The organism is Nocardioides gansuensis (genome assembly GCF_003076135.1).
Lineage (GTDB): Bacteria > Actinomycetota > Actinomycetes > Propionibacteriales > Nocardioidaceae > Nocardioides > Nocardioides gansuensis.
The window spans coordinates 18,262-32,969 of record NZ_QDGZ01000007.1; the positions used below are offsets into that span (position 1 = coordinate 18,262).

Here is a 14,708-nt window from a genome sequence, read left to right on the forward strand (position 1 = left end):
CGACCGCGGGTGCGGTCGGGGCTCTTCGCGGTGAAATCAGGAGACGCGGACGTTCTCCGCCTGCGGACCCTTGGGGCCCTGAGCGAGGTCGAACTCGACCTTCTGGTTCTCGTCGAGCGACTTGTAGCCGCCGGACTGGATGGCGGAGAAGTGGACGAACACGTCCTCGCCGCCACCATCCTGCGCGATGAAGCCGAAGCCCTTGTCGGCGTTGAACCACTTGACGGTGCCCTGAGCCATGATCTGTTCCTTTGTTCGGTACCGAGAGCAATGTGCCCTCAAGCCGCTGAAGACATCCACCTGTACTGATGTCCAGCGAACCGAAAACCAGGAGTACGAGATACAAGCCGCGACATCGTGTGCGGCCAGGACGGCCGGCAGAGCCATCCCTTCAACGGGATCCACCATAGGGCATCGGTTGCGTGTTCAGGATTTCCGCGAGGCGCGCCCCGCTTACGGCATCAGCCTGTGCTGCGCCACCCAGGTCATTCCGCCGCGATCGGGCGTCACCGCCCGCCACGCGCACTGACTCGGGGCGGGGTGCAACATTTCGGTGGGCGACGCGACTGAACTGTCCGGCAGTTTCTCGTGCTGACGACCGGGACATCGTTCAAGCTGCGTGCACACCTAGCGGACGGCTCCGACGCCGCCGTGGGATGGAAGTTGCTAGGCCGACCGCTTGGCTGCGCTGTGTCCAGCACCGGTCGACCCGCGACGGCGCTGCGGTTGGCTGATCTCGGCCCACACCGCATCGAGGGAGACGCCGAGGACATCGGCGATCGCCGCAATGGTCGGAAAGGCAGGAGTCGCTACGCGGCCTGACTCGATCTTGCGAAGGGTCTCCGGGGAGACGCCCGCATCGAGCGCGGTCTGGAGCATGGACCGCTCACCCCTGGCGAGGCGGAGGAAGGCGCCAAGGCGCTGTCCGCGCGCGACCTCCTCGGCAGTGAGCGGCAACCTGACCATGAGCCGATTGTATTACCGGGATAGTATGACCGGGATAGTTATTGAGGAGGCTCCGCATGATCGAGATCCTGGGCCCCGACAAATTGGCCAGAGCAAGGGACGCCGGCGCCCTGGTAGCAGACATCCTGCAGAACCTGAAAACCCGCAGCGGGGTCGGCACCAGCCTTCTGGACATCGATCGGTGGGCCAAGACCATGATCGTCGGGGCTGGAGCGCAGTCCTGTTACGTCGACTACGAGCCGTCCTTCGGACGCGGCCCATTCGGCCACTACATCTGCACGTCCGTCAACGACGCCGTGCTGCACGGGCTGCCATACGACTACACGCTTGCCGACGGGGATCTGCTGTCACTCGACCTCGCCGTCTCCACAGGCGGAGTCGCTGCAGACTCTGCCATCAGCTTCATCGTGGGCGACTCAAAGCCCCCGGAGAGCGTCGCGATGATCAGCGCAACCGAACGCGCGCTGGCCGCAGGGATAGCCGCCGCCGGACCCGGGGCTCGTATCGGCGACATCTCCCATGCCATTGGGTCGGTTCTCAGCGAGGCGGGATACCAGATCAACACCGAGTTCGGAGGTCATGGCATCGGATCAACGATGCACCAGGACCCGCACGTCGCGAACACCGGTCGGCCAGGCCGTGGATACAAGCTTCGCCCTGGCCTGTTGCTGGCCCTGGAACCGTGGGTTATGGCGGACACCCCTGAGCTCGTCACTGACGCCGACGGGTGGACGCTCAGGAGCGCAACGGGTTGCCGGACGGCACACAGCGAGCACACGATCGCAATCACCGATGACGGAGCCGAGATTCTCACATTGCCGACGCATGCTCACCTGTGAGCGTCGAAGCCACGCCGACCTTCGAGGGCGTTGCAATCACTCGCAAGCATGCGTCGCGTCATAGCGCCGCGTCTGGGTGCGCCCCATTGCGTGCTCGCGAAACGCGCGCATCTAGCTGCTCGATGAGGTCGTCGTGCGTGTCCGGACGCGGCAGCGTCAGGACCGTCCCTTCCCGAGGCGGCTGCGACGCGTCAGCGGACCAGCTCGACCGCTGCCGTGCCGCTGGCCGATGCCAGCGGCCGCACGGCGGCGCCCGGCACCTGGAGGGGCAGGTCGATCGGCGCGGACAGGACGACGGTGACCGACCGCGCCTCCTGATCCACGCGGACGCCGGCGAGGCGCAGCCCCGGATAGCGGTCGTAGGCGCCGATCGAGGTGAGGTAGGTGGTCACGGCCGCCGCCACCTCGCTCGGCGTCTGCAGCAGCCGCTCCGCGGGCAGCCCCTCGCCATAGACGCCCCCGGCCCCGAGGTCCGCCCCGCGGAGCGCGGCGCCGTCGGCCAGGGTGTCAAGGGCCTGGCGCTGGAGGTAGGCCGACGACGCGTTGACGAGCACGCCGATCGCAAGGACCAGCACCCCGACCATGCCGGCGATGAGCGGCACGGTCGAGCCGCGCTCGTCCCTGCGCAACGACGTGCTCACCGCTCCGGCCCTCCGGACTCCTTGTCATTCTCCTGACCCTGCTCCTCGTCCTCCGACGGGTCGCCCGCCTCGACGTACTGACCGAACGGGACCGAGTGCCTCGCGGAGAGCTGGAAGCTGCGGTGCTTCAGGTCGAGGATCCTGGGCAGGAGCGGCAGCTCCACGCTGGAGGTCACCGTCACGGTCACCACGGACGTGCCGAGGTGGCAGTTGGGCCGCGTCGTGCAGTGGTGCTCGACGTGGGCCGTCATGCCGGGACTGCCCTGGGAGGCCAGCGTCTGCGCTGCGGCGGCCTGTGCCCGAGCGATCCCCACGGCGTCGTCGGGGGCGAGGACGAACGCCCGGCCGGCCGCGCGCGCCGCCGCGTGCACCGCGAACGCACCCCGCTGGACCTCGAAGACGCTGAGGATGACCCAGACGAGCGGCACCATCAGCAGGATCGCCATCCAGCTGAACTCCACGATCGCCGTGCCCCGCTCGTCGCGACGTCTTCTCGTCATGGCAGCTCCCGGACCGCGTTGCCCGACACCGTGAAGCCGACAGCCGGACCTCCGAGACCCAGGGCAGGCACCTCGACCTCGATCGTCACCTCGTACGCCGGGGCGCCGCCGAGGTCCGTGGGGCGGATCACGGGCGGCTTGGCGAACTCGGCGAAGAACTCCGATCCCAGGTGGCTCGCGGCCGTGTCGATCCCGTCCTGCGGCGTCGCCCCGGCGACCGCGGCGGCGCGAGCGCCCTCGGCAGCAGCCGACGCGAAGGTGTTGCGGATGTGCAGCACCAGCGCGAGCTGGAGGATGCCGAGGAAGAGCGGGAGCAGCACGGCGAGGACCAGCACGAAGTCCACGACGGCGGAGCCCGCCTCGGCCCGTCGGGTGGACACGGTGCTCGCGACTACTGGACCTGGCCGGCCCGACCGAAGGCGGCGCTGAGCAGGTCGTTGAGCGGCTGCTTGGCGAACGTCCAGATGCCGACGGCCAATGCCACCGTCATCACGGTGATCATCACCCAGCCGGGGACATCTCCGCGCTCGTCGCGCCGCCGCGGCGCGGTGAGCAGGCAGTTGAGGACGAGCAGGCGCTCCATCAGGTTGTTCATCTCAAGGGCCCCCGAGGGTTGTTGGTGGTGGATGGGCAGGTCAGGGCACGACCAGCGAGAGGCCGACGACACCGGGGAAGAACGCGAAGAGCACCGTGATCGGCAGGACCAGGAAGACGACGGGCACCATCATCAGCACCTCGCGCCTCGCGGCCGACTCGATCAGGGCACGCCGGCCGGCCTCGCGCACGTCTGCCGCCTGGGCGTGCAGGACGTCAGCCAGCGGGGTGCCCCGCTCGATCGCGACACTGATGCCGCGGGCGAAGCGAGCGACGAGGGGCAGCCCGGTGGACGCCGCCATCCCGTCGAAGGCCAGCGCGACCGGCTGACCGGTGCGGATGTCGGCGAGCACCCGGCCCAGCTCGACGGACAGCTCGCCGCCGCTGCGGCGCACGACGCGGTCGAGGGCGGACACGGGGCTCTCCCCCGCTGCCACCGCCAGGGCCAGCAGCTCGGCAACGGTCGGGAACTCCACGACGATCTGCCGCTCGCGCGCGGCGGCCTGGGAGCTCAGCCAGTTCTCCCGCAGCACCACGCCGACGGCGAACCCGGCCAGGCACAGCAGGACCGCGACGACCGGACCGATGGACGCGGTGAGTGCCCGGAAGAGCGACCACGCGGCGCACAGCGAGAAGCCCGCAAGCCCCCAGGTGACCTGCTCGATCCGGAAGTCGTGGACGGACTTGTCGATCCCGGCGCGCTCGAGCCGGCGACGTACGGAGGTGGCACCGCCGAGGACGCGCTCGACGCCGTCGGCGGCCGCCCAAAGGAACGGCCCGAAGATCCGAACCGCGGCGGAGGCGGGTGACATCGAGGCCGACGCCACCTCGAGGCTGGGGGTGCGGCCGACCTGCGGCAGGTCGCGGACGTAGGGCAGCACCCGCAGGGCGAGATGGGGCCGGCGGATGACCTGCACGCGGGCGACGACGAGGAGAAGACCGAGCGCCGCACTCGCACCCAGGACACCACCCCACATCGCCGGGCTCACGAGAGGATCCTCCGCTCCACGGGCAGGCGGCCGATGCGCATCATCAGCCGGTAGGCGACCACGCACAGCCCGCCGCCGACCGCGAGCACCACCACGCCGGCGGGCGAGGAGTAGGCCTGCACGGAGCCGGACTGGAACGTCATGAGCAGCAGCACGACCCAGGGCGCGGCCACCGCGAGCCGAGCTCCGTTGATCGACCACGCCTGGTGCGACTCCAGCTCGGAGCGGGTGCGTGCCTCGTCACGCAGGTAGCCGGAGAGGTTGCGCAGCAGCCTGCCCAGCTCGCCGCCGCCGACCTCACGGGCGATGCGCAACCCCTCGACCACCCGGTCCCCCACTGGGTCGGCGAGCGTCGCCTTGAGCCGGTCGAGGGAGTCGCCGAAGCGGCCGGTCACCTGGTAGTCGAGGGCGAACTGGTCGAACGCGTCTCGCAGGGCCTCGGGCCCGGACGTGCCCAGGGCGGCGAGGGCGTCTGGCAGCGAGAGCCCGGCTCGTACGGCGCTCGCCAGGTTGTCGACCGCGTCGGGCCAGACCTCGGCGAACTCTCGCTGCCGCTGGGCGGCGCGGTGGCGGATCGCCACCACCGGCGCGTAGGCCGCCATGGAGGCGAAGGCGATCGCGATCGGGGCGGTCCGCGACACCGCCTGCACGGTGACGAACGCGACCACGCCCAGCGCCAGGCAGAGCAGGAAGACGCTCGTCGGTGACACCCCGGCGAGTCCGGCCCGGGCAAGCAGCTGCTGGAGCCGGCCCTGGCCCCGCGGCGTACGACGCTCCGGCCGCGGCAGGAAGAACGCCGACCAGATGAGCAGCAGTCCGAGCCCGAAGCCGAGGCCGATGAGCGCGCCCATCAGCGCTCACCCGCGAGGATGCGGTGCACGTCGATGCCGACGCGCTCGTAACGCTCGGTGCGCGCGGGCGTGCCAGCAGCCCTGCGCAGCTCACCTCCCGAGCGCTCGAAGATCGGCTCGACCTCGATCACGTCGTTCTCCACCCGGCCGGGCACGGAGGCGATCTCGTTGACCCGGCGGACGCCCGTTGCGTCGATGCCCAGGTGCACGACCAGGTCGACGGAGCTGGCGACGGTGGGGACGACGAAGCGGGCCGAGATGTTCTCACCTGCCAGGAGAGGCAGCGTGCACATCTTGACCAGCGCCTCGCGCGCGCTGTTGGCGTGGAGAGTGCACATGCCGGGAAGTCCGGCGTTGAGCGCGAGGAGCAGGTCGAGGCACTCCTCGGCGCGGACCTCTCCCACGATCACGCGCGAGGGGCGCATGCGCAGCGCCTCCTTGACCAGGTCGCGGAGCCGGATCTCGCCCGTGCCCTCGAGACCCGACTGGCGGGTCTGCATGGGCACCCAGTCGGGGTGGTCGAAGCGGAGCTCGAAGACCTCCTCCGCGGAGATCACCCTTTCGCCGCCGGGGATCGCGGACGCGAGACAGTTGAGGAACGTCGTCTTGCCGGCCTGCGTGCCGCCCGCCACCAGCACGTTGAGCCCCGCGCGGATCGACGCCTCGAGGAACGCCGCGGCCTGGGGCGTGAGGCTGCCGAGCTCGACGAGGTCGGAGAGCCGGTGGGCGCGGAGGACGAACTTGCGGATGTTGACGGCCGAGAAGCCGCGGCTGATGCCCTCGAGCACCACGTGGAGGCGATGGCCCTCGGGGAGCATGGCGTCGACGAAGGGCTGGCTGATGTCGATGCGCCGGCCGCTCGACTTGAGCATCCGCTCGACGAGCTCGTGGACGAGCGCGGGCGAGAGCATCAGGTTGGTGAGCTCGTGACGACCGCGGCGGGCGATGAAGACCCGGCTGGGATCGTTGATCCAGATCTCCTCGACCTCGGGGTCGTCGAGGAAGGGCTGCAGGGGGCCGAAGCCGGAGACCCGGGCCACCAGCTCGCCGACCACTGCGCCCGGGTCGGCGACGGGCACGACCGCTCCGGTGAGGCTGCGCTCGTCGTGGATCCGTACGACGTCCTCGGCGATGCGGCGTACGACGGCGGCCTCGCGCTGGGGGTCGACGCCTTGGGTGCGCACCTGCTCGCGCACGCGCGCATCGAGCTGCTCGATGAGGTCGTCGTGCGTGTCCGGACGCGTGAGCGTCATGACCGTTCCCCCGTCCCGAGAAGGTGGTTCGGGCTCATTCTGACCGCGGGGGGTGCCGTCGGGAAGGGGTCGGCCCCGACCTGTGGAAGCAGCTATGCGCCGAGCAGTGCGGTGAGCGCTTCTGCGGGCGCAGGACGGTGGAACAGGTATCCCTGGCTGAAGCCGCAGCCGAGTGCCGTGAGGATGTCACGCTGCTCGGCGGTCTCCACGCCTTCTGCCACGACAGTCATCCCCAGCGAGGTGCCCAGGGTGATGATCGAGGAGATGATGGCGGTGTTGATCGGGACCGGAAGACCCGCGACGAAGGACCGGTCGATCTTGATCTCGTCGAAGGGGAAGCGGCGTAGATAGTCCAGGGATGCGTAGCCCGTGCCGAAGTCGTCCACAGCCATCGGAACGTGAAGGTCGCGGAGACCGTTCAGGTCGGATCCCACGTCGTCGATGTGGCGCGCCAGCTGGCGTTCGGTCACCTCGACTCCGAGGCTCCCCGGCTGGAGCCGATGCTCCTCGAGCAGGCGCTCGAGGACGCGAACCAGTCGGTGTCCACCGAACTGGTTGCAGGAGACGTTCACCCACATCCGTGGCGCCCCCTCCCCGAGGACTCGTTGCCACTGGGCGGCCTGCTCCACCGCCGTCCTCATGACCCAGTCGCCGATGGGGGCGATCAGGTGGGGGCCCTCGGCAACATCGAGGAACTCTGCCGGTGGAAGCGTCCCGCGTGTCGGGTGCTGCCACCGCAGCAGCGCCTCAACGGCGACCACCTCCCCGCTGCCCATGCTGTAGAGAGGCTGGTAGTCCAGCCGCAGCTGCCCATGCTCGAGCGCTTCGCCCAGCTCGATGGCCAGCGGCGCCCGGCGCAGGAGGGTGGCCCGCCTCATGGCGAGGTCCGCGACGCGCGCGGTCGACTCCACGGCCGCGTTTGAGGCGGCCTTTGCCCCCACGCCCGAGTTCGCCATCTCGCGCGCGACTTCCCCTGCACTCCGCGCGGCCACGCCCACGATCGAATCGGCAGCGAAAGCTGCGAGGGCCGCGCCCTCGGCAGCGAGCGTCACGGCGTCAGCGACCTTGGTCGCAGCGGCATCGGCAAGCCGCGCCTGCCTCATCACCTCCGCCGCCACGGTGGACGCCACCGCCGCCGCTACCCGACGTGCCCACTCCGGGTCCACGGCCTCAGGCAGCTCCGCGACGATGCTCTCCAGGGCCGCCACGGCAGCAGCTGCGACCTTCGATGCCTGGACCTGGGTCTCGGTCTGGAGAGCTGCCGCCGTCTCAGCGGCTACTTCGGCGGCAGCCGACGCTGCAGCAGCCACCGTCGCCGCTGTCGCATAACGGGCTCGCGACGCGACCCCCTCGGCGGCACGCGCGGCGGCTTCTGCCGCGGCCGTGAGGTCCTCCGTCAACCTCGCCGCCGCCGCCGTGTCATGCGCGGCCGTCGCGGCGGCATCTGCTGTGGCCACGATCGCATGGGTCTCGTCGCCGGGGACTTCGTCTGACAAGGTCGAACCCCCCTCCTCCGCCTCCCCCGCCACGATCGAAGGAGACCCTTGTGAGGCTATCCAAGGTGGCAGCTTTTCGCGGCCCTTCCTCGCTGATCCATGGATGCTTCACCCAGGAGACAGAACGGGGCGCTCCCTCCGGAGACCCCGCGGGCAGTTCGTTGCTCTCAGAGGACGGAGTGGGTGATGGTCGCGGAGTAGGTTCCCGCGGCCATCCCGCCGGGGACGGTCACGTTGATGGTCGGGTTCCAGGTGGCGGAGTTGTCTCCGGTGATCCCGGTCGCGGTGACCGCGGGGGAAACGCCGGTGAGGTTGGCCGGGTTGTTGGCCGTGTAGGTGGCGGTGCCCACCTTGGTGATCGCTCCCGCGGTGTAGCCGACTGCGCTGGCCGCAATGGCGGGGCCAGAGGGAGGTGTGAACGCCGTCGAGATGACGCTGGCCACCCAACCCGAGCCTGCCGCTGCGCTCCGGGCGTCGTTGACGTTCACCTGGCCGAGGGGACCGCTGATGGCTCCCCCTGCCACGGTGTTCGCCCGGGTGCCGAGGCTGCCGGCATCGGCGGGCACGGTGATCGACAGTGAGCCTCCGGTCACGGTGATCGTCGCAGTGGTCGGCTCCGCCGCGGCAGGGTGCGTGACAGCCAGGGCGAGGGCGACGGCGGCGAGGGGAACGAGGAGATGACGAATACGCATGGTGTTTGTCTTTCTCTCAGAGAGTGGATGGTGCGGTTATCGCGCATGCCTGCGCGGCACAGCGCTCGCGGCTGGGGTGAGTGGGCCGGTGACGGGCAGCTCCGGCTCGGTGTTGGCCATCCGGGCTCGCCTGATGCGGCGAGGTCGGGCCACCCGTGTCCAGACCAGAGCCAGCAGGGCGAGCGCGAGGACGAGAGCTCCGGCCCAGTACCACAGCTGGTGCCCATCGGGGTCGGCCCGCACGGCCTCGCCGGTCTGAGCGGCGTCGGGGAAGGTGATCGTCGCGTGGGCTGACTCCGTCAGGAGCCCGCTCGTGATCTCGATCTCGGCCTGCCAGGGACCGTTGGGCAGCTGCTCGTCGAGCTCGACGTTCACCGGGGCGGTCTGGCCGATGCCCAAGGTGGTGCCCAGGTCGACGGGGAACGGTCCGGCGGAGAGTCCGCCGGGTCCGTCGGTGAGGTCCAGGGTGCCGCTGAGGTCGAGGGCTCGGCCGCCGGTGTTGTGGACGATCGCCTGGACCATCGGGCCTCCAGCTGCGCTGCGGGCGGCGACGAACGACTCGATCGTGAAGTTCGAGGCCGGTTCGCCGCCAGGGCCCACGGAGAGGTAGACACGGATGCCGACCCGGCTCACCTGGGTGACGCCGTTGCCGTCGGCCGCACCCGAGGTCGTCTGCGCCCAGATGACGGCGTACTGCTCACCGGGCGCGGCATCGGCTGGTACGTCGATCTCGACGGCAACGTTTGCCTTCTCGCCGGCGGCGAGGGTGAGCTCGGGGCGACTCACGCCCATCCAGGTAGACAGCTCGTTGGGTGTGTCGGCTTCGAGGCCCACGAACGAGCCGTCGACCAGGTCAGCCGCGGCGGCGTAGACCGCCACCCGAGCGTTGCCCCCGGTGTCATTGGAGACCTCGATGCGGCGTCCGATCACGGTGCCGGGTGCGACGTGGTCGATGATGTAGACGCGTGCGCGGGGGTTGTCGCGGGCGGCGACGGGTGCGTCGACAAGCCGGATTCCGACACCGGTGTGCTCGTCGTCGGGGGCAGCATCGGGCGTGCCGAAGGCGCCGGTGGCCGGGAGGAGTGTCCCGGCCACCAGCGCGATCAGGGTGAGCAGTCGTCGCATGTGGTTTCGGACCTCAGACGACCGAGGTCGTCACGGTGCCGGAGTAGCTGCCGGCGAGAGCCCCGGCAGGCATCGTCACGTTCAGCGTGGGCGCCCACGACGCGGTGTTGTTGCCGCTCAGGCTCGTCGGCGCGACCACGGACGTCGCGATGCCGGTGAGGGTGGTCGCCGTGCCATCGGCGACGGTGATCGTCCCGGTCTCGGTGACGGTGCCCCCGACGTAGCTGACCGCGGTGGACGACGAGCCACCCGCGCCCGTGAAGGCGGTCGACGCGCCGCTTGCGGTCCAGTTTGCGACGCCGCCACGTGCATCGGTGACCGAGGCCGGGCCCAGGTTTCCCGTGATCGTCGTGGTGCCGGAGGCGGCGTTGGTCAGGGTGGCGGTGGCCGGCACGGAGAGGGTCAGGCTCCCGCCCGTGAGGCTGAAGGTGGTTCCGGTGTCCGCGGCCATGGCCGCGGTAGGAAGGAGTGCCACGGCGGATGCGCTGAGCGCCAGGGCGCCAAGCAGACGGAATGGGTTCATAGGAGTGCTGTCCAGCTTCCGGTTGTGGACCGCGTTGCCAGAGTCGAGACCGACCTGGTCGCTGAGCAGACCCCCGAGAAGACAGGACGGCGCACTCACCTCATCTCTGAGGTCGCGTCGTTACAACAGGGGTGTCGGCTTCCAGCCCCCTCCCCTTGAGGGTCCACGCGGAAGGTCTCACATCCCGGACGGCCGGCTTCCCTGACCGCGTCGGGCCAGCAGCGCGGCGACCACTTCCGGGCCGGCGGGCCGGGCCAGGAGATAGCCCTGGCCATAGCGGCAGCGGATCGCCCTGAGGTGGGCCACCTGCACGTGCTCCTCGATCCCCTCCGCGACGATCTCCAGTCCGCTGGACCGCATCAGGCCGAAGATGGCGCGGGTCAGGGCGTACTCGTCGGGGGAGGCGGCCACGAGCGAGGTCAGCGACCTGTCCAGCTTCACCATGTCGACGGGGAGCTCCCGGAGGTAGCTGATCGAGGAGTAGCCGGTCCCGAAGTCGTCGATGCCCAGGGCGACGCCGATCTCCCGGAGCTCCTCGAGACGCGGCACCGACCCGTCGTCCGCGGTCATCAGTCCTGTCTCGGTGATCTCCAGCAGCAACTGCTCGGCCGGTACGCCGTGCCGGTCCAGGGCGTCGACGACCTGCGCCACGAGCCGTGGTTGCCGCATCTCGAGCGGGGATAGGTTCACGTGCAGCCGGAAGCCCGTGCCCACCAGCCGCTGCCACTGGGAGAGCTGCGAAACGGCCGCATCGAGGACCCAGCAGCCGAGGTCGGCGATGAGGCCGGTCTGCTCGGCCACGGGGATGAAGTCGGCCGGCGACACCACCCCTCGTTGTGGGTGCCGCCAACGCACGAGGGCCTCCGCCCCCACGATCGTGTCGTGTTCGAGGTCGAAGACCGGCTGGTAGCTGAGGAACAGCTCCCCCTCCTTGGCCAGCGCCTCGGCGAGGTCCACGGCAGTGCCCATCCGGGCGGCCAGGCCGTCGCGAAGTCCCGGCCCGAACGCCTCGACAGATCCAGGTCCGCGCGAGGCCGCGGCGACGAGCGCGGTGTCGGCGTCACGGACCAGTGCCTCGGCCCCGACCGGCGCGGCGATGGCCATCGCCACGCCCACGTTGGCCGACAGCCGCGCGGATCTGGTGCCGTCGATCGGCGCCCCGACCACCTCCACCACCCGCTCGGCGAGCCGGATCGCCTCGTGCTGGTCGTGCCCAGGGCAGACCAGGGCGATGCTGTCCGCATCCAGCGGGACCACGGTCACGCCCTCCGCGTCCAGACCGGCGAGCCGGGCCCGGACCTCAGCGACAGCCGCCGCGGCGGCGGCCCGGCCGTCGATGCCCCGGACCGCATCCAGCCCCAGCAGGCCGACGACGAGCAGCGCTGTGGGCTGCGGACGCTCCGCGGCGTGCGCCAGCGCGGCTGCGATGGCGGGGGCACCGTCCCAGTCAGCGCCCGACACCGGCGTCGTCGTCACGTTCGGCTCTCCCGGGTCGACGTGGTGCTCTGGGCGGGGCGCTGCAGCGCCCACGGAAGGCCGAGGTCGTGCAACACGTCGAGCAGCGCCTCGAATGCGATCGGCTTGACCAGGTACGCCGCGGCGCCGAGCTCGTGCACCTGCTCGATGTCGCGACCCTCGGTAGAGCCGCTCATCACGACGATCGGGATGTCCGCAAAGTCCTCGTGGCCTCGCACCCCCTCGAGCAGCTCCATGCCTCCCAGCCCGGCGAGGTGCAGGTCGGTGATCACCGCGGCTGGCAGCGGATGGCGTCGCCGGTCCGCGTACTCTCCCTCCCCGAAGAGGTAGGCGAGCGCCTCGGCACCGTCGCTGACGGCGTGCACCGGGTTGACCAGGCCGCCCTTGGCCAGGAACCGCCGGACCAGCAGCACGTGCGAGGGGTCGTCCTCGGCGAGCAGGATCGGTGGGTTGTCGGTCACGACATGCCTCCCCGGTCGGTGAGCACGGTGCTGATGGTGCGCCAGAACTCCTCGGCGTCGATGGGCTTGGCCACGAAGGCGTCGGCGCCCATGCTCCGGAAGATCGAGGCCGACTTCTCCATCGCGTCGGCCGAGACCACGATGACCGGGATGCCGGCCGTCTGCGTGTCCGCGCTCAGCTCGCGCAGCACGTCCTCGCCGAGCATGTCGGGCAGGTGCCGGTCGAGCAGGACCAGGTCCGGCCGGTGCCGACGGGCGAGGTCCATGGCCTGGTGACCGTGGGTCGCGACCACCGGCCTGGGGGTGCCTGCCACTCGCAGCAGCTCCTCGACCAACCGGCGGTTCGCCTCGTTGTCCTCCACGTGGAGCACCGACAAGGGGCCCAGCGCCCGCAGCTGCTCAACCGCTGAGCCTCCCGCGCCCTCGGCGGCGAGCAGCGCGACGCCATCGCCGGCATCGGGCATCTCCACCACGAACGTGCTGCCGGACTCGCCGGTCTCCCCCAGCGTCAGCCGACCGCCCATCGCCTCGACCAGGCTGCGCGAGACCGCCAGCCCGAGCCCGCTCCCCTCGATCTCCGCGGTGCGCTCGTCGCTGCGCGCGAAGGGCAGGAACAGGTCGTCACGCTGCGTCGCGGCGATCCCGATCCCGGTGTCGCGGACCGTCAGGAGGACCCGGCCGTCGGCAACCTTCCAGTCCACCTCGACCCGGCCACCGGGGCGGTTGTACTTGATGCCGTTGGACACCAGGTTGATCAGCACCTGCTTCATCCGGCGGCGATCCACCATGGCGTGCACGGCGCCGCCCGCGCCCGACGTGATCAGGTCGACCCGGTGCTGGCGAGCGAGTGGACGCGTCAGCTGGATGGCCTCGTCCACCACGTCGACGAGGCGGGTGGGCTCGACCGACAGCGACAGCCGACCCGACTCGATCCGGGCGAGGTCGAGCACGTCGTTGACCAGCGCGAGCAGGTGGCGCCCGCCCTTGAGGATGTGGTCGACGCTCTCGCGCTGCTCGTGGTCGAGATCGCCCATGTCCAGGAGCTGGGCGAAACCCAGGACCGCATTGAGCGGGGTCCTCAGCTCGTGGCTCATCCGGGAGAGGAAGTCGTCCTTGGACCGGTTGGCCTGCTCGGCCAGCTCCTTCGCCGACTCGAGGGCTGACTGTGCCTCGACCCGGGCCGTCACGTCGGCGACGACACCCACGACCGTGCCGGCCTCGTGGCCCTCCTCCGCCGGCTCCTGTCGCGACCGCACCTCGAGCCAGCGCGTGTCGCCTTCGCGTGTGACCACGCGGAAGTCGCCGTTCGGGAGCCGGGACACGGTGTTGTCCTCGCCGGGCGAGAGGTACTCCCGAAGGAGGTCCAGCGACGTCGTCACCGCCGGGCCCTCCAGGCCCACCGCACCGAGCAGCGCAGGCTCGCCCCGGAGCGTGATCTGGTTGTCCGGGCGGACCTGGAAGATCACCATGCCGCCGGCCTCGAGTGCCAGGTCGAGCAGGTCGTCCTTCTCCCGGATGGAGACATGCGCGGTCTCGATGGTGCGGGCCAGTGCGCCGATCTCGTCGTCGCCGCCCGGCTCGGGGAGGAGCACCTGGTCGGCACCCAGCCGCTGCGCGTTCGCCTGGAGGCGGGCAAGACGTCCGACCACGCCGCGGGAGAGGAACCACACCGCGACGAGGCCCCCGACGAGGCCGACCGCCCCGATGAGCACGACTGCGGCGGTGATCACCGCATTGAGACGGTCGGCAGCCTCCCGTGCCGACCTGAAGCGCTTGCCCTCCTCCCGGGTGACCCGGTCGAGCACGACGGCCAGCTGCTGCTGCTCCGTCCTGGCGGCAGCCGCGAGCCGGGCGCCCTCACCCTCCGCGGGGTCTCCATCCACGAGGGACCGCAACCTGGCGTCGTGCTCGTCGACGGCCTTCCTGACCTGGGCCATCGGTCTGTCGGCGAGGCGGTTGTCGAGGCGGGCCTCGGCGCTGGACCTCTCCGCGACGGCCTCGGCGAATTCGTCGAGCCACCGCTGGTCGCCGGTCTGCCGGTAGGACAGGGCAGCGAGCTGGGCGGCCTGGGAGACGGACCCGAGCTGCTCGAGGGCCAGCTCGTTCTGCAGCGCCCGGATCGAGATCTCGCGGGTGTCCAGGGCGTACTGGCGCACGAGGAACGTCACGGCCGTGAGCACGACGACCGCGACGAAGGGCACGGACACGGCCAGCAACATCCGCCGCCGGAGGGATCCCCGCATCCAGCCTGTCGTACGCGCTCTGACCCTCATGGCCCCCCTGCCCGAGAGAGCGGCCCCGA

17 protein-coding genes are annotated in these 14,708 nt (G+C 70.6%); 1 reads left to right on the top strand and 16 read right to left on the bottom strand.

The annotated features are described in order from the left end of the window. Nucleotides 1-36: 36 nt before the first annotated feature. Complete coding sequence (locus DDE18_RS15955; protein WP_101523180.1) at nt 37-240, bottom strand: cold-shock protein; 204 nt, start codon at nt 238-240, stop codon at nt 37-39. A gap of 426 nt (nt 241-666) precedes the next feature. Then, a complete protein-coding gene (locus tag DDE18_RS15960; RefSeq protein ID WP_116573279.1) occupies nt 667-966 on the bottom strand; it encodes a helix-turn-helix transcriptional regulator in 300 nt (99 codons plus the stop codon). 56 nt (nt 967-1,022) lie between these two features. On the opposite strand from DDE18_RS15960, the gene map reads away from it, so the two are divergent. After that, a complete protein-coding gene (map, locus tag DDE18_RS15965; protein WP_116573280.1) occupies nt 1,023-1,805 on the top strand; it encodes a type I methionyl aminopeptidase in 783 nt (260 codons plus the stop codon). A 191-nt stretch (nt 1,806-1,996) separates the two neighbouring features. On the opposite strand, the gene DDE18_RS15970 is transcribed toward map, so the two are convergent. The 14 genes from DDE18_RS15970 to DDE18_RS16035 form a co-directional block, all read right to left on the bottom strand. Next, entirely contained in the window at nt 1,997-2,446 is a 450-nt protein-coding gene (locus tag DDE18_RS15970) for a pilus assembly protein TadG-related protein (protein ID WP_116573281.1), read from the bottom strand. After that, on the bottom strand, nt 2,443-2,946 hold the full coding sequence (locus DDE18_RS15975; RefSeq protein ID WP_211754582.1) for a TadE/TadG family type IV pilus assembly protein: 504 nt from the start codon (nt 2,944-2,946) through the stop codon (nt 2,443-2,445). Before DDE18_RS15975 ends, DDE18_RS15970 begins: the two co-directional genes overlap by 4 nt. Beyond that, nucleotides 2,943-3,326, bottom strand: coding sequence for a TadE/TadG family type IV pilus assembly protein (locus tag DDE18_RS15980; RefSeq protein WP_165821194.1), 384 nt, complete (start codon nt 3,324-3,326; stop codon nt 2,943-2,945). Before DDE18_RS15980 ends, DDE18_RS15975 begins: the two co-directional genes overlap by 4 nt. Nucleotides 3,327-3,337: 11 nt before the next feature. Further along, nucleotides 3,338-3,529 carry a hypothetical protein gene (locus DDE18_RS15985; RefSeq protein ID WP_211754583.1) on the bottom strand — a complete coding sequence of 64 codons (192 nt, stop codon included), beginning with the start codon at nt 3,527-3,529 and terminating at the stop codon, nt 3,338-3,340. Between the two features lie 52 nt (nt 3,530-3,581). Continuing rightward, on the bottom strand, nt 3,582-4,529 hold the full coding sequence (locus DDE18_RS15990) for a type II secretion system F family protein (protein WP_116573284.1): 948 nt from the start codon (nt 4,527-4,529) through the stop codon (nt 3,582-3,584). Further along, entirely contained in the window at nt 4,526-5,380 is an 855-nt protein-coding gene (locus tag DDE18_RS15995) for a type II secretion system F family protein (RefSeq protein WP_116573285.1), read from the bottom strand. Before DDE18_RS15995 ends, DDE18_RS15990 begins: the two co-directional genes overlap by 4 nt. Next, nucleotides 5,380-6,633 carry a TadA family conjugal transfer-associated ATPase gene (locus DDE18_RS16000; protein WP_116573286.1) on the bottom strand — a complete coding sequence of 418 codons (1,254 nt, stop codon included), beginning with the start codon at nt 6,631-6,633 and terminating at the stop codon, nt 5,380-5,382. Before DDE18_RS16000 ends, DDE18_RS15995 begins: the two co-directional genes overlap by 1 nt. Nucleotides 6,634-6,725: 92 nt before the next feature. Continuing rightward, a complete protein-coding gene (locus tag DDE18_RS16005; protein WP_133241244.1) occupies nt 6,726-8,129 on the bottom strand; it encodes a putative bifunctional diguanylate cyclase/phosphodiesterase in 1,404 nt (467 codons plus the stop codon). A 167-nt stretch (nt 8,130-8,296) separates the two neighbouring features. Continuing rightward, nucleotides 8,297-8,821 carry a hypothetical protein gene (locus DDE18_RS16010; protein ID WP_116573288.1) on the bottom strand — a complete coding sequence of 175 codons (525 nt, stop codon included), beginning with the start codon at nt 8,819-8,821 and terminating at the stop codon, nt 8,297-8,299. A 36-nt stretch (nt 8,822-8,857) separates the two neighbouring features. After that, nucleotides 8,858-9,946 (bottom strand): COG1361 family protein, encoded by a 1,089-nt coding sequence (locus DDE18_RS16015; RefSeq protein WP_211754584.1) that lies wholly within the window; start codon nt 9,944-9,946, stop codon nt 8,858-8,860. A 13-nt stretch (nt 9,947-9,959) separates the two neighbouring features. Beyond that, a complete protein-coding gene (locus DDE18_RS16020; RefSeq protein WP_133241245.1) occupies nt 9,960-10,421 on the bottom strand; it encodes a hypothetical protein in 462 nt (153 codons plus the stop codon). A gap of 225 nt (nt 10,422-10,646) precedes the next feature. Next, nucleotides 10,647-11,945, bottom strand: coding sequence for a putative bifunctional diguanylate cyclase/phosphodiesterase (locus tag DDE18_RS16025; RefSeq protein ID WP_133241246.1), 1,299 nt, complete (start codon nt 11,943-11,945; stop codon nt 10,647-10,649). After that, nucleotides 11,942-12,406: a response regulator gene (locus tag DDE18_RS16030; protein ID WP_165821195.1), complete on the bottom strand. Its 465-nt coding sequence runs from the start codon at nt 12,404-12,406 to the stop codon at nt 11,942-11,944. Before DDE18_RS16030 ends, DDE18_RS16025 begins: the two co-directional genes overlap by 4 nt. Then, the gene (locus DDE18_RS16035; protein ID WP_165821196.1) at nt 12,403-14,649 is read right to left on the bottom strand and encodes an ATP-binding protein; all 2,247 of its coding nucleotides are present in this window, start codon (nt 14,647-14,649) and stop codon (nt 12,403-12,405) included. Before DDE18_RS16035 ends, DDE18_RS16030 begins: the two co-directional genes overlap by 4 nt. Nucleotides 14,650-14,708: the final 59 nt, after the last annotated feature.